Here is a 21,428-nt window from a genome sequence, read left to right as displayed (position 1 = left end):
CTCCCCGCGGCGTTAGGACGTTGCGGGGCGTTTGCTTTCGACAAGAGCTACGGCCTGGGCCAAAGCAGCTTCGATACTCAGATCAGACGTATCCAACAGCACAGCATCTGCGGCAGGCTTCATCGGCGCAGCACTGCGTTCGGCATCCCGCACGTCGCGTTCGCGCACATCTGCAAGCACAAACTCTCGGGTCACATCAGCGCCCTTTGCGCGCAGTTCCAAAAAGCGGCGCTCTGCCCGCACTTCGGCACTGGCGGTAACAAACAGTTTCACTTCGGCCTCGGGGCAAATCACCGTTCCGATATCGCGCCCATCCAGCACAGCCCCCCCTGCCCGACGGGCAAAGGCGCGCTGGAAATCCACCAACGCCGCGCGCACCTCGGGGATCACTGCCGCTTTCGAGGCCGCCTGCGCAATCTCGGCCGTACGCAAATCGCCTTGTTTCAGTTCTTCCGCAGTCAATGCCTGCGCCGCCTCGATGGGGTCAGTCCCGTCCAGCATTCGGCGCCCGACCGCGCGATACAGCAGCCCCGTATCCAGATGCGCAAAACCGAACAGCGCCGCCACCCCTTTCGAGATCGTCCCCTTGCCCGCCGCCGCAGGGCCGTCGATGGCGACGGTGAAACTCATGTGCGTTCGACCTTGGCACCCAGGGCGGCCATCAGCGGCTCGAAAATCGGGAACGAGGTCGCGATTGGCCCACCGTCATCCACGGAAACCGGAGACTTCGCACCCATCCCCATGACCATGAACGACATGGCAATGCGGTGATCAAGATAGCTTTCGCAGGTGCCGCCACCGGGGACGTTACCGATGCCCAACCCTTCGACCGACCACCATTCTTCGCCCTCGTCCACGGTCACACCATTGGCCCGCAACCCGCGCGCCATGGCGTCAATCCGGTCGCTTTCCTTGACGCGCAGCTCTTTCACGCCGCCCATCATCGTGGTGCCGTTGGCATTGGCCGCAACCACAGACAACACAGGATATTCGTCGATCATCGAGGCCGCGCGTTCGGGCGGCACATTGATCCCCTTCATATTCGGAGAGTATTTCGCGCGCAGATCAGCGACGGGTTCGCCGCCCTCTTCCCGCTCATTTTCGTACGTCAGATCCGCGCCCATTTCGCGCAATGTGGTGAACAGCCCCGCGCGGGTCGGGTTCAGGCCGATGCCCGGCACCAACACGTCAGAGCCCGGCGTGATTAGTGCCGCACATACCGGAAAAGCCGCGCTGGACGGGTCGCGCGGCACAGCGATGACCTGCGGTTTCAACTCAGGGCGGCCGGTCAGCGTGATCACCCGGCCTTCATCCGTATCCTCGACGTTGATTTCGGCCCCGAAACCGGCCAGCATCCGTTCCGAGTGGTCACGGGTGGCCTCTTTCTCAATCACAACGGTCTTGCCCGGCGCGTTCAGACCGGCCAGCAGCACCGCGGATTTCACCTGCGCCGACGGCACCGGCACCTCATACCGCACCGGTACAGGCTCTGCCGCACCCACGATGGTCATCGGCAGCCGCCCGCCCGAGCGCCCAACCGATTGCGTTCCGAACAGTGCCAGTGGATCGGTGACGCGGGCCATCGGTCGCTTGTTCAGGCTTGCATCACCCGTGAAGGTCGCGGAAATCGGGCAGGTCGCCATCGCGCCCATGATCAGCCGCACACCGGTACCCGAGTTGCCGCAGTCAATCACCTGATCGGGCTCGGCAAATCCACCAACGCCCACGCCATGCACACTCCATTCACCGTCACCGTGATCCGTGACCTCAGCCCCGAAGGCACGCATGGCCTTGGCGGTGTCCAGAACATCCTCACCTTCCAACAGGCCCGAGATTCTGGTCTCACCCACCGCCATTGCGCCCAGGATCAGCGACCGGTGCGAGATCGACTTGTCACCGGGCACTTCTGCTGTGCCGGTCAGCGGGCCGCAGGGATGCGAGGTCATCGGGATGGGCGTGCCGTGTCCGGACATGGGGGCTCCTGTTTTCGCTATCAGTTCAAGGCGGATTAGCGAATTGGAGCCGGTTGGTCCAGCGGCAATCAGTCTTTGCGCCGGAAGGTCAGGTAATGTGGCGTCCGGCCTTCACGCAAAGCCTTTTGTTCATAGCGGGTGGAAATCCAGTCATCCCACGGTTCGCGCCAATCAGCGGGGCGTTCGGCCAGCCATTCAAACCCGGCACGTGGAACCTCCTCCAACGTCTGGCGGACGTAGTCGGGAATGTCGGTGGCAACGCGAAAAAACGAACCGGGCTTTAGCGTGCGGGCCAGTGGCTCCAGATGTTCCTGCGTCACAAAACGCCGACGGTGATGACGCGTCTTGGGCCATGGGTCAGGATACAAAAGAAACGCCCGTGAAATGCTGGCCTCGGGCAGCACATCGAACAAATCCCGCGCATCGCCGGGATGAACGGCCAGGTTTTCGACCCCGGCCTTGCGGATCTTGCCCAGCAACATGGCGACGCCGTTGATATACGGCTCGGCCCCAATGATACCGATATCGGGGTTGCTGGCGGCCTGATGGACCAGGTGCTCACCACCGCCAAAGCCGACCTCAAGCCAGACATCTTTACCGCCGAACAGTGCCTTTAGGTCCAGCGGATGACGTTCAGGATTTGCGTCCCAGTCCACCGCACCAGGCGACAAAGCATCGAGATCTTCGTTCAGATACGTCTTTTGACTCTGCTTCAGGGCCTTGCCCTTAAAGCGGCCATAGAAGTTTCTGCGGGGGCGTTGGGGTGTCTGGGTGCTCATGGCGGTGCCCATACTGCGCAGGCGGGGTCAAAGCAAGGGGCGGTCGCGTCAGTTCTGCCGACACGCCGCCCCAAATTGCATTTCCTACAATAGAGCGCGCCCGCAAGGGCGCACCGTTTCATTGTGGAACGGTCAGACTGCCGACTTCAGAGCGTCGGTCAGATCCGTACGCTCCCAGCTGAAACCGCCATCCGCATCAGGCTGACGACCAAAGTGGCCATAGGCCGCCGTACGCTGGTAGATCGGCTTGTTCAGTTGCAGATGCTCACGAATACCGCGCGGTGTCAGATCCATCACCTTATCAACGGCTTTCTCGATATCCGCATTCTCCACCTGACCCGTCCCATGCGTATCCGCGTAGATCGACAGCGGCTTGGACACACCAATCGCATAGCTCAGCTGAATAGTGCAGCGCTCTGCCATGCCCGCAGCAACCACGTTCTTGGCCAGATAGCGCGCGGCATAAGCAGCCGAACGATCCACCTTGGTCGGGTCTTTGCCCGAAAACGCGCCGCCGCCATGCGGTGCGGCACCACCATAAGTGTCCACGATGATCTTACGCCCAGTCAGACCGGCGTCGCCATCAGGACCGCCAATCACAAACTTGCCGGTGGGATTCACGTGCCATTCGGTATCAGCGTTCAGCCAGCCGTTGGGCAGGGTTTCAGCGATATAAGGTTCGACAATGGCGCGGATGTCGTCCGAGCTCAGCGACTCATCCAGATGCTGGGTCGACAGCACGATCGAGCTGACGCCGACCGGCTTGCCATCCCGATAGATCACGGACAGCTGCGATTTTGCATCCGGGCCCAGCGCGGGCTCAGACCCGTTCTTGCGCACCTCCGCCAAGCGCCGCAGGATCGCATGGGAATACTGGATCGGCGCGGGCATCAGCGCGGGGGTCTCGGTGGTTGCATAGCCGAACATGATGCCTTGGTCACCGGCGCCCTCGTCCTTGTTGTCCGAGGCATCCACACCCTGTGCGATATGGGCGGATTGTTCATGCAGCAGGTTCGTCACCTCGACGGTTTCATGGTGAAATTTGTCCTGCTCGTAACCGATATCCTTGATACAGGCGCGCGCGATCTCGTCGATGCGGCCCATATAGTCGTGCAATTTTTCCTGATCAGACAGACCTACTTCGCCGCCAATGACGACACGGTCGGTGGTCGCAAAGGTTTCGCACGCCACGCGGGCTTCGGGTTCTTCGTTCAGAAATGCGTCAAGTACAGCGTCCGAGATTCGGTCACAAACCTTATCCGGATGCCCTTCGGATACGGATTCCGAAGTAAAAGTGTAGTTCTGTCGAGACATGAAAGTGCTCCATTAAGATTTCCCCATCACGCCAGGAAGCCGTTGTGACGAGCATGCGAGGGGATACGCCCACACAAACACAGGGTCAATCGGTAATTATGCATGCGCGCGCCGGGCGTTGCGCCAAAACAGCGCGAAGAGAGCCGCCAGTAGGACAAAGACCGGAACATCCCCATTCCTAGAATACACCGTTGAGACAAACGGAGCAGGCATTTTTGCATCGAAATATCCAGCCTGACCCAATGGAAGCGCCTGCGTGATGCGCCCCAAAGGGTCAATCATCGCCGACACGCCGGTATTGGCTGACCGCATCATCGGCAGGCCTTGCTCAATCGCGCGCATCTGAGCCTGGGCCAGATGCTGATAGGGTCCAGACCGTGTGCCGAACCACGCATCGTTGGTGATCTGCAACAGAAAATCCGCGCGCCCCGGCGCGGACAAAACATCCTGCGTGAACACTGCCTCATAACAGATCAACGGCAGCGCCTTGCCCAGCTTGCCCGCATCCATCAAAGCTGCCCCGGGCCCAGCGGTGAACCCATTGCCGTTGGTCGCCGCCATGCCATAGATACCAAATTTTGCCATCACCTCGCCGAACGGTACATATTCCCCAAACGGGGCCAGGTGGTGCTTGTCGTACAGACCCTGCTGCTGGCCCTTCTCATCCAGATAGATCATCGAGTTATAGATACGCGGTCCGTCACCACGCTGAATGCCCAAAAAAACCGGCGTGCCCTGCGCCGCATCGGCAATGGCATCCAGATAGGGCTGCGCGCTGCTCAGCCAGGCAGGTACCGAGGTTTCGGGCCAGACAATCAGATCGGGCCGAGGCTGCGCCGCAGTAAACTCTATCTGGCGTGCAAAGAACAAAGGCGCGTATTCGGGATCCCATTTTTGCTGTTGCGGCGCATTCGGTTGGATCAGGCGCACGACATGATCGGTTTCCGTAACCGCCGGACGCGCGGTGCCATAGCCCAGCGCCAAACAGGCCGCGCCTACTGTCAGTCCAAGCGGTAATGCAAATCCACCGCGTTGCGCCAGCGCCGCCCCCAAGGGCAACGTCGCCAACAGGGTCAACGCGCCCAAACCATAGGGTCCGACCAATGACAAAAGCTGGGCCACCGGAGAGCCGACCCAGACCTGCGCCAGCCCCGCCCATGGAAATCCTGTCAGCACATAGCCGCGGGCCATTTCCGCCAGCGACACGGTCACAACCAGAAAAACGGCTTGTGTGTTTGCGTCACCCGCAGGCCGCCGCGCGATCCAAAAGGCCAGCGCCCAGAACAACGCCAACCCTCCGGCCATGAAGATCAGGGCAAAGGGTGCCATCCAGGCGTGACGTTCCGCGTCCACCAAGAACGGCTCGACAATCCAGCTGAGACCATGTGCGAAATACCCGGTGGCAAAAGCCCAGCCCAGCCAAGCGGCCCTGCCCCTAGTCTCGGTTGACAGAAACAACGGCGCCAGCAGCACCATAGCAACCAGCGTTGCCGCCCACACACCAAACGGGGCAAGGCCAAACGCCGCCAGCGCACCCAGCAGCGCCGCCAATGCACATTTCAGCCAAATGGACCAACCCTGTGCAGGGTTCATACAACGAGATCCGGCAACATGACGCGCAGACGCTTGATCCGGCGTGGATCGGCGTCGATCACCTCGAATTCAGGGCCTTCGGGATGCAAGACAACCTCACCCCGTGCGGGCACCCGGCCTGATAGCATAAAGACCAGACCGCCCAGAGTGTCGATTTCTTCCTCATCCACGTCCTCGTGACTGGTCAGCGAGCGCCCGATTTCAGCCTCGAACTCTTCCAACGGGACGCGGGCCTGAACGATGTAACAACCCGGCTTGTCCTGAACCCAAAGCTGATCTTCATCCGCGTCATGTTCATCCGCGATTTCACCCACGACCTGTTCGATCAGATCCTCAATCGTCAGCAGCCCGTCGACACCACCATATTCGTCGATCACCAACGCCATATGTCGACGTTCCGTCTGCATCTTGGTCAGCAGAACCCCAATCGGCATCGAAGGCGGAACGAACAGCAACGTCCGCAGCATCTTGACCAGATCGAATTCACTGGACCCACCGTTGAATCCGTGGGTTAGGGCAAAGTCCTTTAGGTGGACGAACCCCAAAGGCGTGTCCAGCGTGCCCTCATACACCGGAATCCGCGACAGACCGCTTTCGCGGAACACCTTCGCCAGCTCATCCTTGGTAATCGTTGAAGGAACCGAGATGATCTCGGCCGTTGGGATGGCCACGTCCTCAACCCGCATCCGCCGCAGGTTGATCATGCCGCGCGGCTGTGCCTTGTCGACCTCGTGACCGTTGGTCACCTGGCTTTCCTCATCCTCGCCCTGTGGCGAAAACGCATCCACTATTCGAGAAAAGAAACCGGCTTTCTCTTTACTATCTTCACCGCTGTTCCTGGTTTGCGCGCCCTGCGCCGCCATAGAACTGCCGTCTGTCTCGCCCATAATCCTATTCCAAATAATCGGCCTTGATGGCCCGTCTACATATTATATGGGTCATCGATACCCATTTTGCCAAGTATAGCGACCTCAACCGTTTCCATCAAAGTGGCGTCGGTGTCACGAATGTGATCGTAGCCCAGCAGATGCAAAGTCCCGTGAATGATCAGGTGCATGACGTGATCATTCATTGATTTCCCTGCCTCATCCGCCTCGCGCGCGCAGGTGTCGTAGGCAATCGCAATGTCCCCCAACGGGATTTCACCGGTGAAGTCCGGCTCAGGCGGCGTCGGGCTCTGCCCCGGTTCCTCGGCTGCCAAATCCTCGGCGGGCCAGCTGAGCACATTGGTCGGTGTGGGCTTTTCCCGAAACTCCGCATTCAGTTCGGCGATGCGCGCATCATCACAGGCCAAAAGGCTGACTTCACACAGGTCAGAGTCCAAACCGCAATAGTCCAACACCGCCTGAATGGCACGCGTGGCCAAGGGTTCCAGCCCCTGCCAACGTGCGTCTTCAATTGTCAGTTCAAGGTTCATGTCACCACGTCCAAAGCCTTCGGCTGCGGACGATTACCCCGTCTCACGGCCCGAGTCGGCCTCATACGCTTCGATAATGGCGGCGACAAGCGGGTGGCGGACCACATCTTTCGAGGTGAAGTAGTTAAAGCTGATATTCGGGATCGTTTTCAGCAAACGTTCCGCATCTTTCAGCCCCGACTGAACCCCGCGCGGCAGGTCGACTTGCGAGCGGTCACCTGTGATCACCATGCGGCTGCCCTCACCCAGACGGGTCAGAAACATTTTCATCTGCATGGTCGTGGCGTTTTGCGCCTCATCCAGCACTACAAATGCATTGGCCAGGGTTCGCCCGCGCATAAAGGCCAGAGGAGCAATTTCGATTCGTTTTTCCTCGATCAGCTTGGCCAGTTGTTTGCCGGGCAAAAAGTCATTCAGCGCGTCATACAACGGCTGCATGTACGGATCGACCTTGTCCTTCATGTCACCGGGCAGATAACCCAGCTTTTCACCGGCCTCGACCGCGGGGCGGCTGAGGATAATCCGATCCACATGTCCACCGATAAACATCGACACGCCAGCGGCAACAGCCAGGTAGGTCTTACCCGTGCCTGCGGGACCGATCCCAAACGCAAGTTCATTTTGGAACAGCGACTGAACATAGGCCTTTTGCGCGTCTGTGCGCGGCTCGACCAGCTTTTTGCGGGTCTTGATCTCAACCGTGCCGCCCTTGAACATCTCAAGCTGATCACCGTCGCGGCTGCCGGTTTCCTGTTCCGATCCGCCCATCCGCAATTCGCGATCCACATCGGCGGCCTCAACATCGCGCCCACCTTCCAGACGGGTGTAAAGGGCCTGCAGCACCTCTATCGCCTGCTTCTGAGCGTCTTCGTCACCCATGACAACCAACTGATTGCCACGGCGCACGATCTGGACAGACAGCTTCGTTTCGATTTCGGTCAGGTTGCGGTCATACTCGCCGCACAAATCAATCAACAACCGATTGTCAGGGAATTCAACAAACGCCTCACTTTGGGGCATGTCATCTTGCGGTGGGGTAAGGGCACCGATGGCCAATCCGTTCTCCTGTCTTGGCGTTTATACCCCGAGCGTAGACAACATTTCTCGGTGGGCGCAAGCCACAGTTTCATTTTTTCCCAAACAGATGGTAAAACCGCCGAAATCAGACGCAGCCGAGCACCACCCCAATCGCGGACAGCTTCAGAAGGTGTAATTCAATCCAAAACGCAAACCACGGTAGCGAGGGGTGGATTTTGTTGAGAACCCGTTGTCGAATTCAACCTCGCGCGAGTCGAATTGCACGTATTCAAACTCACCCGTGATCGACCAGTTGTCGTTCAGACTGTGTTCTGCACCGATACTGGCTGAAAACCCATTTCGAGAGTCACTGTCTTCAAAGGATTGAACCGTGCCGCCCGTGGACAGGCTGCTTGACGTTGTGATGTCACCCTGCACGTACCCGACCGAGACAAAATACAGAACGGTGCCGCTCTTGTTGGTCAAACCGTTGCGAAAACGTAGGGAAATAATGTCCGAAACCTCAGATCCGCCAGTAACAGCTACAGTGCCAATATCCATCGACACCTCATCGTCGATCTTTCCGAAGTCATAGCCGAGTTCGAACCCATAAACATAATCCCGGCCGCCGATTGCCGGTAGAACACCACGCCAACCGCCACGGATACCACCGTAGCCGCCACTCAGGTCCAGCTCTCCGATTTCGAAAAGATCCGTCTGGGTACGCAGTCCGAATCGGTCCGTGCCACCCGATGCATAGGCCCCGCTCAGGCCCAGATAGAACGCGCTAACGTCGCTGCCCAAACGCTTGGGACTGACAACCGGGGGATCCGTCACCCCCTGTTCAAGGTTACCCGCCACCGTTGCGCTGGAAAAAAGTGAAAGCACCAGCACCGCCGGAAAAACAAACCGGCCGTTTGGCCCAAAGAAACGTGTTAGGAATTTCACTCGTACCCTCCATCGTCCTGGCCCGAAAACAGGGTCAGCACCGACCTGAATTTTAGGAAACAGAAACCCTTTTCCCCAAATACGTCCGGCTTTTGTCCGAACATAGTTACCGGCGATAAATCAAGGGTTAATTTTTGGAACAATTACCCACTATGGCTTTCAAACAGCACTTTGGGGGGGCATCAGATCAGCGCACCGGCCAGCGAATTTGCCCCTGAGGCGGTGATTTCAACAACACGCAATTCTCCGACCGCGACATCGGCGTCAGACACGTGAACCGAATGTAAATACTCGGATTTCCCGACCATCTGGCCTGGCAGCCGTCCAGATTTTTCAAACAGAACCTTGACCTTGCGCCCTACCATTGCGTCCTGAATTTCCCGCTGATGCCGCGTGATCAGGGCCTGCAGGCGCTGAAGACGGTCATCCGCCGCATCAGGATCAACCTGAGGCCGCTCGGCTGCAGGCGTTCCCGGACGTGTCGAGTATTTGAAGGAATAGGCATAGCCGTATTTGACCTCTTCCACCAAATCCATGGTGGCCTGGAAATCCTCTTCGGTCTCTTCAGGGAAGCCAACGATAAAGTCCCCAGACATCACGATATCGGGCCGCGCAGCGCGGATACGTTCGATCAGGCGCAGATAGCTTTCGGCGGTGTGGCTGCGGTTCATGCGTTTGAGGATTCGGTCAGAGCCTGACTGCACCGGCAGATGCAGATACGGCATCAGCTTCTCGCAGGTTCCGTGCGCCTCGATCAGGTCGTCGGCCATGTCATTGGGGTGCGAGGTGGTAAAGCGGATGCGCTCCAACCCATCAACCTTGTTCAACTCCCAAATCAGCCCGGCCAGTGTCATGTCTCCGTTTGCACCAGCCCCGTGATAGGCGTTGACGTTCTGACCCAACAGAGTGATCTCACGCACGCCGCGTTCAACCAGGTCTTGCGCCTCGCGGATAATACGATCTGCGGGTCGGCTGACTTCGGCACCGCGGGTATATGGCACCACGCAGAAGGCACAGAACTTGTCACAGCCTTCCTGCACGGTCAGAAACGCCGTCGGGCCACGCTTGGCCTTGGGACGGTTTTTGAGCTTTTCGAACTTGTCCTCTTCGGGGAAATCCGTGTCCAGCGCCTTGGCACCGGTGCGCGTCTTCGCCTCCATCTCGGGCAGGCGGTGATAGCTTTGCGGCCCCACAACCAGATCGACCAGAGGCTGACGGCGCATAATCTCATCGCCCTCGGCCTGTGCCACACACCCCGCCACACCGATCTTGAGGTCAGGCTTTTCCGCTTTTAGGCCCTTAAACCTGCCAAGTTCGGAATAGACCTTTTCGGCGGCCTTTTCCCTGATATGGCAGGTGTTCAGCAAGATCATGTCGGCATCATCGGGGCTTTGCGTTTCCACATAGCCCTGCCCACCCAGCGTCTCGGACATGCGTTCGCTGTCGTAGACGTTCATCTGGCAACCGTAGGTTTTGATATACAGCTTTTTGGGTTCCGACATGGGTATGGCCTTTGCGCTGACGGGATCGGCGTCATCTATACCCTACGAACGCCGCTTGCAATGCCGGGGCGGATACCCGATTTTGACAGCAGATTCCAGCAAAGTGGAACCGGACAGGCAATGCAATACGACTCTCTCGACGATTTCCTCACCTCAGGCAAATCCGCCCTGGCCAAGGGCCCTGTCGCGCTGATCTTTGTTGAAGACAATGTCGAGGTCGACAGCACGCTCCGGCACCATCTGCATCTGGGCTTTAAGTCCGTGATTGCCTTCATGCCGCAGGATTTCGCACTGGGTTCTGAATTGTCTGACCGCATCCACAGGGTCACCCTGACCTGCGTACCCAGCACAGTTGCATTCGACACAATCAACAGGATCATTCAGGCCGCGCCGGGTATCTGGATGTATTATTGCTATAACGCCGAGTACCTGTTCTTTCCGTTTTGCGAGACCCGCACGGTGGGCGAATTGCTGGCCTTCCACGCCGAGGAACGCCGCGACGCGATGCTCAGCCATGTCGTCGACCTTTATGCTGATGACCTGAACACGTTTCCAAACGGCGTCGCCCCGGATCACGCCATGCTGGACAGCACAGGGTATTACGCCCACACCCGCCATGACGCCGAAGGCCACCCGATCGAGAGGCAGCTCGACATGTCCGGCGGCCTGCGCTGGCGGTTCGAAGATCACATCCCCTATGAGCGCCGCCGCATCGACCGGATTGCTCTGTTCAAATCGCGCAAGGGGCTGGAATTGCGGCCCGACCACACCTTTAACGAGCCGGAATACAACACCTATTCCTGCCCTTGGCATCACAATATGACGGCAGCCGTGTGTTCGTTCCGCGCCGCCAAAGCGTTGAAGACCAACGCCGGGTCCACCTTCGACATTCCAAGTTTCTGTTGGCACAACTCGGTGCCATTTCAGTGGAAATCCGGCCAATTGCTCGAACTCGGACTGATCGAATCGGGCCAGTGGTTTTGAGCTCGCTCTAGCGTCGTAGCAGCACCGGGAACCAGTCCTCGCGCAGGCGTTGACCGGGCGTCATGTCATGGCCAGGGTACGGCGGTGAAGTCCGGCCTGGACGCTCCACATACCGTGCATCATCCCCGACCAAACGCAGCGAAAACGCCCGACGGCGGCTGTCTGATTGGTTACCGCGCGCGCCGTGCAGCGTGCGATAATTGAACGCCACTGCATCACCCGGCTCCATTTCGAATTCCACAACCTTCATGCCCTCGGCATCCGGGTCCGGAACGGGAATGTACTGGCCTTCGTCGGGGAAGAACCCTTCTTCCGATACCCAGCGGGTCGGCAACACCTCTTTCTCCCAACGGTGTGACCCCGCCACGCAGCGCAGCGTCGCTTTTTTAACCGGGTCGAGCGGCGACCAGAAGCTGATGGTCTGCTGCCCCTCGACAAAGTAATATGGACCATCCTGATGCCACGGTGTCGCCATTGAGGTACCGGGCTCTTTGACCAGAACGTGATCGTGAAACATCTGCACGGTTTGGGACTGCATCAGATCCGCTGCAACCTCGGCCACCGGAGAGTTTTCGATTACATCCCGGAACTGATCAATCCGCGACCAGTTGCAGTAATCGTCAAAGAACAGACCGGTCTCGCCCTGTTTCTTGTTTTCTGACGCGTACGGGCCGGGTTCTGCCATATTCGCGGCAACGCCTTCGCGCAGCGCTTCGACATGACCGGTATAAAGCCCCTTGATCAGGACCACGCCGTCCTGCTGGAAAGTGTCGATCATCTCTCGCGTGACCAGAGGGTGCGTCATGTCAGTCTCCGTGCCGTAGGGTTGTGTGATCTGCACATGACAAAGTCCTCTGTTCAAGTAATATCTTTCAAAGGTAGACTTAACTTCATGTTATATATTTCCCTGCGCCAATATGAATATGTCTGCGCCATCGGGCGGCATGGCAGCCTGTCCGCCGCCGCACTGCACCTGAATGTCTCGCAACCTGCGCTGTCCAACGCATTGACGCGGGTCGAGGAACAGCTGGGTTATCCCCTGTTCGCCCGCAGGCGCGGAGCAGCCATGGCGCTGACACCACAGGGCCGCAGTTTCATTGATGAGGCCGAGGCGCTGCTGGCCAGTGCCGCCCGGTTGGAAAATGCCACTGATAGAGACGTGGGTAAGACCCGGTTGCGGCTGGGGTGTTTTGTTGATCTGGCGCCCTTCCTGCTTTCACGCGCCTTGCGCCAGTTGCGTGTGCAGATGCCGGACGTTGCAATCACCTACAGGGTAGACAGTTTCGAAGGGCTGATCTCGGGCCTGATTGACGGGCGGATTGACCTTGCCCTGACCTATGGGCTCAGCATGGATGCAGGTTTTACCCAGCAGACGCTGTTCACAAGCATGCCGCATGCTCTGCTGGCGCCGGATCATCCCTTGGCCGCACACAGCGACGTTTCCCTTCAGGACCTGGCGGCCTACCATCTGATCCTGTCAGAGGAAGGGTTGTCGGCACAGCATGTATTGGGGCTGTTTCGCCAGATCGGGGAAAACCCAACGGTCGCACATCGCGCGGCCTCGTTGGAAATTCAGCGCAGCCTTGCGGCACATGGCGAAGGGGTTGCGATCAGCTATGCCAATCCCCCCGCCCATACCAGTTATGATGGGATGCCCTTGCTAAGCCTGCCCGTTTCGGACCCATTTACGGCAGAACCCGTGGTGCTGGCACGACATGGCACTGGCCCCTCGGACACGCAGATTGCGACCGCCGAGCAGGCCCTATCTGATCTAAAACCGTAAGATTATTTTTTCCGCAGGCGGATCACGACGTCGACCGATGCGATTTCAACCCCTTCGGGTGCCTCGGGTAAGCGCTGAATCACCAATTGATCCGAGGGCGCATCGCTTAGGCGGCTTTCATCCTCCCAGAAAAAGTGGGGGTGATCATGGGTGTTGGTGTCGAAATAGCTTTTTGACCCGTCCACCGTGATTTCCTGCAGCACCCCGGCGTCGCAAAACGCGCGCAGGGTGTTGTACACGGTCGCAAGCGAAACAGCATCGCCGTTCTTCTTGGCCGCATCAAACAGGCTTTCGGCTGTGACATGACGATGTTTGCCGTCGCCCACCAGCAATTCGGCCAAGGCAACGCGCTGACGCGTCGGGCGTAATCCTGCGTCAACCAACCAGGAAGTCGCTATGTTTCGGCTCTGAGGTGTCATGAATCCGATACCTGTTCTTTTCTGAACTATATATAAGGGTTCCGGCTAGGCAATTTCAAATGAAATTCATTCGCAAAGAATGCCCTGAACACAACATGATGTGGGCGACCGCTCTTGCAGGACCTTGCATACGGGTGCTAGGTGAGGCCAGATTAGATAAACGGACCCCTGGCAGGAGAGGCGGCAGAATGGCCCAATTCCCGAGCAGCTTTGACAAAGACGATCTGCTGAAATGCGCCCGTGGCGAGTTATTCGGCCCCGGTAACGCGCAGCTACCTGCTCCGCCGATGCTGATGATGGACCGCATCACCGACATTTCGGAAGATAGCGGTGCGCACGGAAAAGGCCATGTGCTGGCCGAATTCGATATTACCCCGGACCTGTGGTTCTTTGACTGCCACTTCCCCGGCAACCCAATCATGCCTGGCTGTCTTGGGCTGGACGGTCTGTGGCAGCTTACCGGCTTCAACCTGGGCTGGCGTGGCTGGCAGGGGCGCGGCATGGCCGTAGGCGTGGGCGAGGTCAAACTGACCGGCATGGTGCGCCCGGACCGTAAAATGCTGACCTACAAGATTGATTTCAAGAAAGCGATCCAGACTCGCCGCCTGACGATGGGCGTGGCAGATGGTATCGTCGAAGCGGACGGCGAAATGATTTACGACGTCAAAGATATGAAAGTCGTTCTGTCCGAAGCCTAAGCCGGACTAGCTTGAAATAAGGAGCACGCACATGCGTCGAGTAGTTGTCACCGGTCTGGGGGTTGTCTCTTCCATCGGGAACAATGCCGAAGAGGTTCTGGCCTCACTCAAGGCCGGTAAATCCGGCATCGTGGCCAATAAGCAGATGGTCGAACATGGCTTTCGCAGCCAAATCGCCGGATCGCTGGATATTGATGTATCCGAGCATGTAGACAAGCGCACCCTGCGCTTCATGGGGCCCGGCGCGGCCTATGCCCATATTGCCATGACCCAGGCAATTGCAGATTCAGGCCTGACCGAGGATCAGGTTCAAAACCCACGCACCGGGCTAGTCGCCGGATCGGGCGGCCCGTCGACCAGCGCCATGCTGACCGCGCATCAGACGGTGCTGAAAACCGGCGCAACCAAGCGCATCGGCCCCTTTGCGGTTCCAAAATGCATGTGCTCGACGATTTCCGCGAACTTGGCAACCGCGTTTAAGATCAAGGGCATCAACTATTCGATCACCTCGGCCTGTTCGACCTCGCTGCATTGCATCGGCAACGCGGCCGAACAGATCATGCTGGGCAAACAGGACGTTATGTTCGCCGGCGGCGGTGAAGAACTAGACTGGACCCTATCCTGCCTGTTCGACGCGATGGGCGCAATGTCCTCGAAATACAACGACTCGCCCGACAAAGCCTCGCGCGCGTTCGACCAGAATCGCGACGGGTTCGTGATTTCGGGCGGCGGCGGCATCGTCGTGCTTGAGGATCTGGAGCACGCGCTGGCCCGCGGCGCCAAGATTTATGCCGAAGTGACCGGCTATGCCGCGACCTCGGACGGCCACGACATGGTAGCCCCGTCTGGTGAGGGTGGCGAACGCGCGATGCGTCTAGCCCTGTCGACACTTCCCGAAGGCCGCAAGGTCGGATACATCAACGCCCACGGCACCTCGACCCCGGTCGGCGACGTGGGTGAGGTTGAGGCCGTGCGCCGTATCTTTGGCGAAGGCAACGTGCCCCCGATTTCATCGACCAAGTCGATGACGGGCCACGCACAGGGTGCTGCAGGCGCGCTTGAGGCGGTGTTCTGCCTGCTGATGCTGCACCATGATTTCATTACTCCGTCGATCAACGTCGACACACTTGCCGAAGGCATCCTGCCCGGTGAAATTGCAACTCAAGTAGTTGAAAACGCAGGCTTGGACAGCGTGATGACCAACAGCTTCGGCTTTGGTGGCACCAACGGGTCCATGGTTCTGTCAAAGTATAACGGGTGAATACGATGTCGGATACTCTCAAGGGCAAACGCGGCCTGATCATGGGCGTGGCAAATGACCGCTCGATTGCATGGGGCATTGCCAAGGCCATGCACGAAGCCGGCGCAGAACTGGCGTTCACCTATCAGGGCGAAGCGTTCGGTAAGCGGCTGGAGCCATTGGCGCAAAGCCTGGGCAGCGATTTCATGGTGGATGCGGATGTCACCGACGACGAATCTTTGGACCGTGCTTTCGATGAGCTGGGCGCGCGCTGGCCTAGCATCGACTTCGTAGTTCACGCGATCGCCTATTCGGATAAATCCGAACTGACCGGCCGGTTTCTGAACACCACGCGGGCGAATTTCAAACACTCCATGGATGTGTCTGCCTATTCGTTTATCGAGGTTGCGCGCCGCGCTTACCCGTTGATGAAGGACAATGGCGGTTCACTGCTGACGCTGACCTATCAGGGTTCGAACCGGGTCGTGCCGAACTACAACGTCATGGGCGTGGCCAAGGCGGCGCTGGAATCGGCGACCCGCTATCTGGCCAATGATCTGGGCCCCGAAGGCATCCGAGTGAACGCCATCTCACCCGGCCCAATGAAAACGCTGGCAGGTGCGGCCATCGGCGGCGCGCGCAAGACCTACAAGTTCTGCGATCAGAACGCACCGATGCGCGCGAACGCAACGCTCGAAGCCGTCGGTGGCACTGCAGTTTACCTGACTTCGGACGCGGGGTCTTGCACCTCGGGCGAGATCATTCGGGTGGACGGTGGCTTCCACGTTCTGGGCATGCCACAACCCGATCACATGTGACCTGATCTTTCCCTGTCCGCGCCAAGATTTAACCATCTTTTCCGGGCAGTGATAGCGGCATGAGCAAAGCAGAACAAATCATCGCCACCACCACACGGGCATCCCGGCGCAAATCGGGTTTTCTGGGGCAACGCGGCCGGATCGCATTGCTGGCCCTGACCACGCTGCTGATGCTGTTTGTGTTCTTCACACAGGCAGAAGTCCGCAGCACTCTCACATCCTGGACCAGCCTGATTTCAGGCTGATCCAACACGCTGGCCCACAGTTGTCAGTTGATTGAAACAACCTCGATATCAAAAATCAGATCCTGACCGGCCAACGGGTGATTGGCGTCCAGCGTGACGGTTGCGTCATCCACCTCCACCACCGTCACAGGCAGCGCTTGCCCATCCGGTGTCTGCATCTGTAGCTGAGTGCCGGGCTCAAGCGGGATGTCATCTGGTATCCCTTCGCGGGGGATCTGCTGCCGCATCGCCGGATTGATCGGGCCATAGGCATCCACGCAGGCAATCTCGACTCGTTTTTTTTCGCCCGCTGTCAGACCGGGCATGGCCGTATCCAGACCGGGAATGATTTGACCGGACCCAACCACAAATTCCAGCGGGTCGCGCCCTTCGGAACTGTCGAACACGTTTCCGTCCAGCAAAGTACCCTTGTAATGGATGCGAACCGTGTCGCCTTGTTTGATCTCGGTCATAGGTGGCCTCCGGCCGTTAAGAAATTGAGCGGCCAACCCTAGGGGGTAACGCGCTATTGTAAACCCTCCCCCCTTTTGTGCCTGCATCACTTGTGCCAACCTGCGCGCGAATGAGGGAGGGGAATTGATGCCGATCACCACTTGCGTATTCGATGCCTACGGCACGCTGTTCGACGTTGCCGCCGCCGCGCGGCAAGCCGCATCCGAGTCCGGGTTCGAGAAGTTGCAACAGAAATGGCCCGAATTGGCAAATCATTGGCGGCTGAAACAGTTGCAATACACTTGGCTGCGCGCGATCACCGATGCCCATGCCGATTTCTGGGATGTCACGCAAGACGGGCTGGACTGGGCGTTGGACGCCACCGGGCTTGAGGGCGATCCCACCCTGCGCCAACGTCTGCTGGACCTGTATTGGGAATTGCAGGCCTATCCGGAAGTGCCCCAGATGCTGACCGCCCTGAAAGAGGGCGGTCTGAACACCGCGATTCTGTCCAACGGGTCGCCGCCCATGCTGGATGGTGCGGTGCAATCGGCAGGAATCGGCGGCGTACTGGACGACGTGCTGTCAGTCGAAAGTGTTGGCGTCTTCAAACCTCATTCCAGTGTTTACGATCTGGTGCAGCAGCGTTTCGACTGTGCCCGTAACGAGGTACTTTTTGTCAGCTCGAACGGGTGGGACGCCGCCGGGGCCAGCGGGTACGGGTTCGTAACCGCCTGGGTTAATCGTGCAGATGAGCCAATGGATCGCTTGCCATGGACGCCCGCACATGTTCTGTCCGACCTGACAACGATCCCTCAACTGGCCGGAGTTTAATGGCTTTTTTCACCACGTCTGATGACAGGCGCCTTTTCTTCGATGACATCGGTACCGGTACTCCGGTGCTGTGCCTTGCTGGGCTGACCCGCAACAGCCAGGATTTCGCGTTCCTGGCGCCACATATCACCGATGTGCGGATGATCACGATGGATTACCGGGGGCGCGGGCAATCGGATCATGACCCGGACTACATGAACTATAACATCGTTCGCGAATCCCTTGATGTGATCGAACTGCTGGATCATCTCAGATTGGACCGTGCGGTTGTCTTAGGCACTTCGCGCGGTGGGTTGATTGCCATGGCGCTGGCCGTCAGTCATCCCGAACGGCTGTCCGGGGTGATTCTGAATGATGTCGGCCCTGTGATCGACCCTGTAGGTATTGCCAAGATCATGGATTATGTAGGCAAACAGCCGACTTCAAAAACCTATGACGAGGCCGCGAAAATCTTACAGCAGGTGATGGAACAGCAATTCCCCGGGGTTTCGCTGGACCGGTGGCGGCAGCAGGCGGAAATCCAATACGAACTGACCGACGATGGCCTGACGTTGCGCTATGATCCGGCCTTGCGCACTGCATTATTGGAACAAACCGCTGCCGGCAAATTTCCGGATTTATGGATGTTCTTCGAAGCCTTGCGCGATATTCCGACAGGTGTCATTCGGGGCGCAAATTCGGATGTTCTCGGCAAGGATACGCTGGTCGAGATGCACAAACGTCACCCCGATCTTATCTCGGCAGAAATACCGGATCGCGGCCACGTGCCGTTTCTGGACGAACCGCAGTCTTTAGCCCTTATGCGCAAAGTATTGGATACCGTATGAGCACTTTGGAGATGATCGAAGCCGCCGCCGATCGGCTGCGGGGTCACGTTCGGGAAACACCGCTGCTCACCTCGCCGTTCCTGGATGACCTGGCCGGTCGTCGGGTGCTGGTAAAGCCCGAATGCCTGCAACATACGGGCAGCTTCAAGTTCCGTGGCGCGTGGTCGGCGATCTCGGCGCTGAACGCACAGGACCGACAGCGCGGCGTGATCGCCTATTCCTCGGGCAATCACGCGCAAGGCGTGGCTTTGGCGGCAGCGCGGCACGGCATTTCGTCAGTGATCATCATGCCCTCGGACGCGCCCCAGTTGAAGATCGACAACACCCGCGCGCTGGGGGGTGAGGTCGTCCTGTATGATCGCACAAACGAAAGCCGCGAAGAGATTGGCGAATCCCTGGCCACCGAACGCGGCCTGACCCTGATCCGCCCTTATGATGAACCGCAGGTAATTGCCGGTCAGGGCACCACCGGGCTGGAGCTTGTTCGGCAGGCCGCCGAAATGGGCGTTAAGCAAGGCGATGTTTTGGTCTGCTGCGGTGGCGGCGGGCTGACTTCAGGGATCGCTCTGGCGTTGGAAGGTCACGCACCCGGTCTGCGCGCCCGCCCCTGTGAGCCCGAAGGGTTCGACGACGTCAAACGCTCATTGGCCAGCGGTCAGATTCAGGCCAATGCTGAAACTGCGGGCAATATCTGTGACGCGATCCTGACGCCGCAGCCCGGACAGATTACCTTTCCAATTCTCAGCCGCTTGTGTGGTCCGGGACTGTCGGTCACTGAAGAGGAAGCCATGCGTGCGATGGCTCTGGCCTTTCTGCGTTTGAAAATCGTGCTAGAACCGGGCGGCGCGGTATCGTTGGCTTCTGCCCTTTTCCACAAGGAAAAAATCGAAGGCGACGCGGTGATCGTCGTGGCCTCGGGGGGAAATGTGGACCCGGAAGCCTTTGGAAAAGCGCTGGAATTCCTGACCTGACATTGATCAATGTTTGGGTCAACCTGATTCCTTAAAGTATGACGACAGGGGATTGTGTCATGCAGATCGCAGATATTGGAGAAGTGCAGCTGCACTATCGCGTCGATGGTGATCCAAACGGCGCACCCATTGTTTTTGCCAACTCGCTAGGAACCGACCTGCGCCTTTGGGACGCGATGCTGCCGCTTCTGCCTGCCGGTTTACGGATCATTCGCTATGACAAGCGCGGGCATGGCCTGTCGTCACAACCGCCTGCCCCGTATTCCATGGGCGCGCTGGTGCGCGATGCCGAGGCATTGCTGGATCTGTTGGACGTTCGCGATTGCGTCTTTGTCGGCCTGTCCATCGGCGGTTTGATCGCGCAGGGATTGGCGGTAAAGCGTATGGATCAAATCCGCGCGCTGGTCCTGTCGAACACCGCCGCCAAGATCGGCATCCCTTCAATCTGGCAGGACCGTTTGGATGCGGTGCGCCAAGGCGGTATCGAAGCGCTGGCCGATGCGACGATGGAACGGTGGTTTTCCAAAAGTTTCCGCTCAGAGCCGGAACACTTGCTGTGGCGCAACATGATGGTGCGACAGCCCGTTGACGGTTATCTGGGTTGCTGCGCGGCGATTTCGGGCACGGATTTCTACACCCCCACCAGCGGTTTGCGCCTGCCGACGCTGGGCATTGCCGGCAGTGAGGACGGCTCGACCCCTCCGGATCTGGTGCGCGAAACCATTGAACTTATCCCTGGCTCGAAATTCGAATTGATGCGCCGGGCCGGTCACCTGCCCTGTGTTGAACAACCGGCGGAATACGCCGCCCTGCTGCGTAATTTTCTGACCGATATTGGACATATTTGAAGGAGCACTGTTTTGGCAGATTTTCTGTTGATCCATGGATCGTGTCATGGCGCATGGTGCTGGCGTGATGTCATTCCCGCCCTGACGGCACTGGGTCACACGGCGCGCGCAATTGACCTGCCCAGCCACGGCTCGGACCCGACACCGATTGCCGATGTCACGCTGGACAGTTGCCGAGATGCAGTTCTTTCGGCTTCGACTCCAAAAACGATCCTCGTTGGCCATTCCTGGGGCGGCTATCCCATCAGCGCCGCCGCCGAGGCGGCCCCGAACGCAATGCGGGCCCTGATCTATCTGTGCGCATATGTTCCGCAAGACGGCCTTTCGATGATTGAGATGCGCAAAAGGGCCCCGCGCCAACTGGTCGTTGATGCCGTCGAAAAATCCACCGATTGCCTGTCCTACACGTTCAGGCCAGACATGGTGCAAGATTTGTTTTATCACGATTGCGCACCTGAAACCGTACCCTATGCCCTTGCGCGCATGTGCCCTCAGCCCATCGCACCGCAGGAAACCCCGCTGTCCGTTGCAGATAATTTCGCGCGCGTCCCCAAGGCTTACATCACCGCGACGGACGACCATACGATCCCAAGGGAATACGAAGAACAGATGAGCCACGTCGCGCCCGAAGATTTGCGGACAACAATCAACAGCTCGCATTCTCCGTTCTTCTCTCATCCCCGCCTTCTGTCCGAAATTCTGGACGATCTGGAACAAAAATTACCGGCGGCATGACCTGACGTTACAGGTGCTTCACAGGTGAACGAAGCGTGATAGGGTCCGGGC

The 21,428-nt window shown here is 58.6% G+C and carries 24 protein-coding genes and 1 riboswitch; of the genes, 11 read left to right on the top strand and 13 right to left on the bottom strand.

Going from position 1 to position 21,428, the window contains the following annotated elements:
- Positions 1-12: 12 nt before the first annotated feature.
- From ACR0AJ_RS14505 to miaB, 10 genes are all read right to left on the bottom strand, one after another.
- Complete coding sequence (locus ACR0AJ_RS14505) at positions 13-630, bottom strand: (d)CMP kinase (RefSeq protein ID WP_170362444.1); 618 nt, start codon at positions 628-630, stop codon at positions 13-15.
- Complete coding sequence (aroA, locus tag ACR0AJ_RS14500; protein ID WP_226688942.1) at positions 627-1,973, bottom strand: 3-phosphoshikimate 1-carboxyvinyltransferase; 1,347 nt, start codon at positions 1,971-1,973, stop codon at positions 627-629. Before aroA ends, ACR0AJ_RS14505 begins: the two co-directional genes overlap by 4 nt.
- 68 nt (positions 1,974-2,041) lie before the next feature.
- Entirely contained in the window at positions 2,042-2,752 is a 711-nt protein-coding gene (trmB, locus tag ACR0AJ_RS14495) for a tRNA (guanine(46)-N(7))-methyltransferase TrmB (protein WP_170351766.1), read from the bottom strand.
- Positions 2,753-2,884: 132 nt separating this feature from the next.
- On the bottom strand, positions 2,885-4,066 hold the full coding sequence (metK, locus tag ACR0AJ_RS14490; protein WP_170351767.1) for a methionine adenosyltransferase: 1,182 nt from the start codon (positions 4,064-4,066) through the stop codon (positions 2,885-2,887).
- Between the two features lie 5 nt (positions 4,067-4,071).
- Positions 4,072-4,120: riboswitch (SAM-SAH riboswitch) on the bottom strand.
- Positions 4,121-4,162: 42 nt separating this feature from the next.
- Entirely contained in the window at positions 4,163-5,659 is a 1,497-nt protein-coding gene (gene lnt / locus ACR0AJ_RS14485) for an apolipoprotein N-acyltransferase (RefSeq protein WP_480741174.1), read from the bottom strand.
- Positions 5,656-6,546, bottom strand: a complete 891-nt coding sequence (locus tag ACR0AJ_RS14480) for a hemolysin family protein (RefSeq protein WP_480648977.1) — start codon at positions 6,544-6,546, stop codon at positions 5,656-5,658. Before ACR0AJ_RS14480 ends, lnt begins: the two co-directional genes overlap by 4 nt.
- Before the next feature lie 35 nt (positions 6,547-6,581).
- Complete coding sequence (gene ybeY, locus ACR0AJ_RS14475; protein ID WP_170351770.1) at positions 6,582-7,076, bottom strand: rRNA maturation RNase YbeY; 495 nt, start codon at positions 7,074-7,076, stop codon at positions 6,582-6,584.
- Positions 7,077-7,109: 33 nt separating this feature from the next.
- Positions 7,110-8,132, bottom strand: coding sequence for a PhoH family protein (locus tag ACR0AJ_RS14470; protein WP_170351771.1), 1,023 nt, complete (start codon positions 8,130-8,132; stop codon positions 7,110-7,112).
- Between the two features lie 144 nt (positions 8,133-8,276).
- Entirely contained in the window at positions 8,277-9,041 is a 765-nt protein-coding gene (locus ACR0AJ_RS14465; RefSeq protein WP_170351772.1) for an outer membrane protein, read from the bottom strand.
- A 182-nt stretch (positions 9,042-9,223) separates the two neighbouring features.
- Positions 9,224-10,543 (bottom strand): tRNA (N6-isopentenyl adenosine(37)-C2)-methylthiotransferase MiaB, encoded by a 1,320-nt coding sequence (gene miaB / locus ACR0AJ_RS14460; protein WP_480741172.1) that lies wholly within the window; start codon positions 10,541-10,543, stop codon positions 9,224-9,226.
- 120 nt (positions 10,544-10,663) lie between these two features.
- Here miaB and ACR0AJ_RS14455 point away from each other — a divergent pair, with 120 nt between their 5' ends.
- On the top strand, positions 10,664-11,527 hold the full coding sequence (locus ACR0AJ_RS14455) for a hypothetical protein (RefSeq protein ID WP_480741170.1): 864 nt from the start codon (positions 10,664-10,666) through the stop codon (positions 11,525-11,527).
- A gap of 7 nt (positions 11,528-11,534) precedes the next feature.
- Here the strand turns inward: ACR0AJ_RS14455 and ACR0AJ_RS14450 are convergent, their stop codons facing one another.
- Positions 11,535-12,332 carry a phytanoyl-CoA dioxygenase family protein gene (locus ACR0AJ_RS14450; RefSeq protein WP_170351775.1) on the bottom strand — a complete coding sequence of 266 codons (798 nt, stop codon included), beginning with the start codon at positions 12,330-12,332 and terminating at the stop codon, positions 11,535-11,537.
- Positions 12,333-12,419: 87 nt separating this feature from the next.
- On the opposite strand from ACR0AJ_RS14450, the gene ACR0AJ_RS14445 reads away from it, so the two are divergent.
- Positions 12,420-13,310: a LysR family transcriptional regulator gene (locus ACR0AJ_RS14445; RefSeq protein ID WP_480741169.1), complete on the top strand. Its 891-nt coding sequence runs from the start codon at positions 12,420-12,422 to the stop codon at positions 13,308-13,310.
- 2 nt (positions 13,311-13,312) lie between these two features.
- On the opposite strand, the gene irrA is transcribed toward ACR0AJ_RS14445, so the two are convergent.
- Positions 13,313-13,729, bottom strand: a complete 417-nt coding sequence (gene irrA / locus ACR0AJ_RS14440) for an iron response transcriptional regulator IrrA (RefSeq protein ID WP_170517682.1) — start codon at positions 13,727-13,729, stop codon at positions 13,313-13,315.
- A gap of 188 nt (positions 13,730-13,917) precedes the next feature.
- Here irrA and fabA point away from each other — a divergent pair, with 188 nt between their 5' ends.
- Genes fabA through ACR0AJ_RS14420 form a run of 4 tightly spaced genes read left to right on the top strand, consistent with a single transcriptional unit; the run spans position 13,918 to position 16,730 of the window.
- Positions 13,918-14,427: a bifunctional 3-hydroxydecanoyl-ACP dehydratase/trans-2-decenoyl-ACP isomerase gene (fabA, locus tag ACR0AJ_RS14435; RefSeq protein WP_480664266.1), complete on the top strand. Its 510-nt coding sequence runs from the start codon at positions 13,918-13,920 to the stop codon at positions 14,425-14,427.
- 31 nt (positions 14,428-14,458) lie between these two features.
- Positions 14,459-15,688, top strand: coding sequence for a beta-ketoacyl-ACP synthase I (gene fabB / locus ACR0AJ_RS14430; RefSeq protein WP_480741167.1), 1,230 nt, complete (start codon positions 14,459-14,461; stop codon positions 15,686-15,688).
- Between the two features lie 5 nt (positions 15,689-15,693).
- Positions 15,694-16,485 carry an enoyl-ACP reductase FabI gene (locus ACR0AJ_RS14425; RefSeq protein ID WP_170378949.1) on the top strand — a complete coding sequence of 264 codons (792 nt, stop codon included), beginning with the start codon at positions 15,694-15,696 and terminating at the stop codon, positions 16,483-16,485.
- Between the two features lie 59 nt (positions 16,486-16,544).
- Complete coding sequence (locus ACR0AJ_RS14420; protein ID WP_480648986.1) at positions 16,545-16,730, top strand: hypothetical protein; 186 nt, start codon at positions 16,545-16,547, stop codon at positions 16,728-16,730.
- Between the two features lie 23 nt (positions 16,731-16,753).
- Here ACR0AJ_RS14420 and ACR0AJ_RS14415 read toward each other — a convergent pair whose 3' ends face one another.
- Entirely contained in the window at positions 16,754-17,182 is a 429-nt protein-coding gene (locus ACR0AJ_RS14415) for an FKBP-type peptidyl-prolyl cis-trans isomerase (protein ID WP_170351781.1), read from the bottom strand.
- 127 nt (positions 17,183-17,309) lie between these two features.
- On the opposite strand from ACR0AJ_RS14415, the gene ACR0AJ_RS14410 reads away from it, so the two are divergent.
- From ACR0AJ_RS14410 to ACR0AJ_RS14390, 5 genes are read left to right on the top strand one after another with little or no spacing between them, the layout of a single operon-like run.
- Positions 17,310-17,996 (top strand): haloacid dehalogenase type II, encoded by a 687-nt coding sequence (locus ACR0AJ_RS14410; protein WP_170351782.1) that lies wholly within the window; start codon positions 17,310-17,312, stop codon positions 17,994-17,996.
- Positions 17,996-18,823 (top strand): alpha/beta fold hydrolase, encoded by an 828-nt coding sequence (locus ACR0AJ_RS14405; protein ID WP_480741165.1) that lies wholly within the window; start codon positions 17,996-17,998, stop codon positions 18,821-18,823. The genes ACR0AJ_RS14410 and ACR0AJ_RS14405 overlap by 1 nt, the downstream gene beginning before the upstream one ends.
- Positions 18,820-19,794: a threonine ammonia-lyase gene (locus ACR0AJ_RS14400; protein ID WP_480741164.1), complete on the top strand. Its 975-nt coding sequence runs from the start codon at positions 18,820-18,822 to the stop codon at positions 19,792-19,794. Before ACR0AJ_RS14405 ends, ACR0AJ_RS14400 begins: the two co-directional genes overlap by 4 nt.
- A gap of 59 nt (positions 19,795-19,853) precedes the next feature.
- Positions 19,854-20,642: a 3-oxoadipate enol-lactonase gene (pcaD, locus tag ACR0AJ_RS14395; RefSeq protein WP_170351785.1), complete on the top strand. Its 789-nt coding sequence runs from the start codon at positions 19,854-19,856 to the stop codon at positions 20,640-20,642.
- A gap of 12 nt (positions 20,643-20,654) precedes the next feature.
- Entirely contained in the window at positions 20,655-21,377 is a 723-nt protein-coding gene (locus ACR0AJ_RS14390) for an alpha/beta fold hydrolase (protein WP_170351786.1), read from the top strand.
- Positions 21,378-21,428: the final 51 nt, after the last annotated feature.

This window comes from Ruegeria sp. CJ9 (genome assembly GCF_056536625.1).
This window is presented reverse-complemented; position numbering and strand designations above follow the sequence as displayed.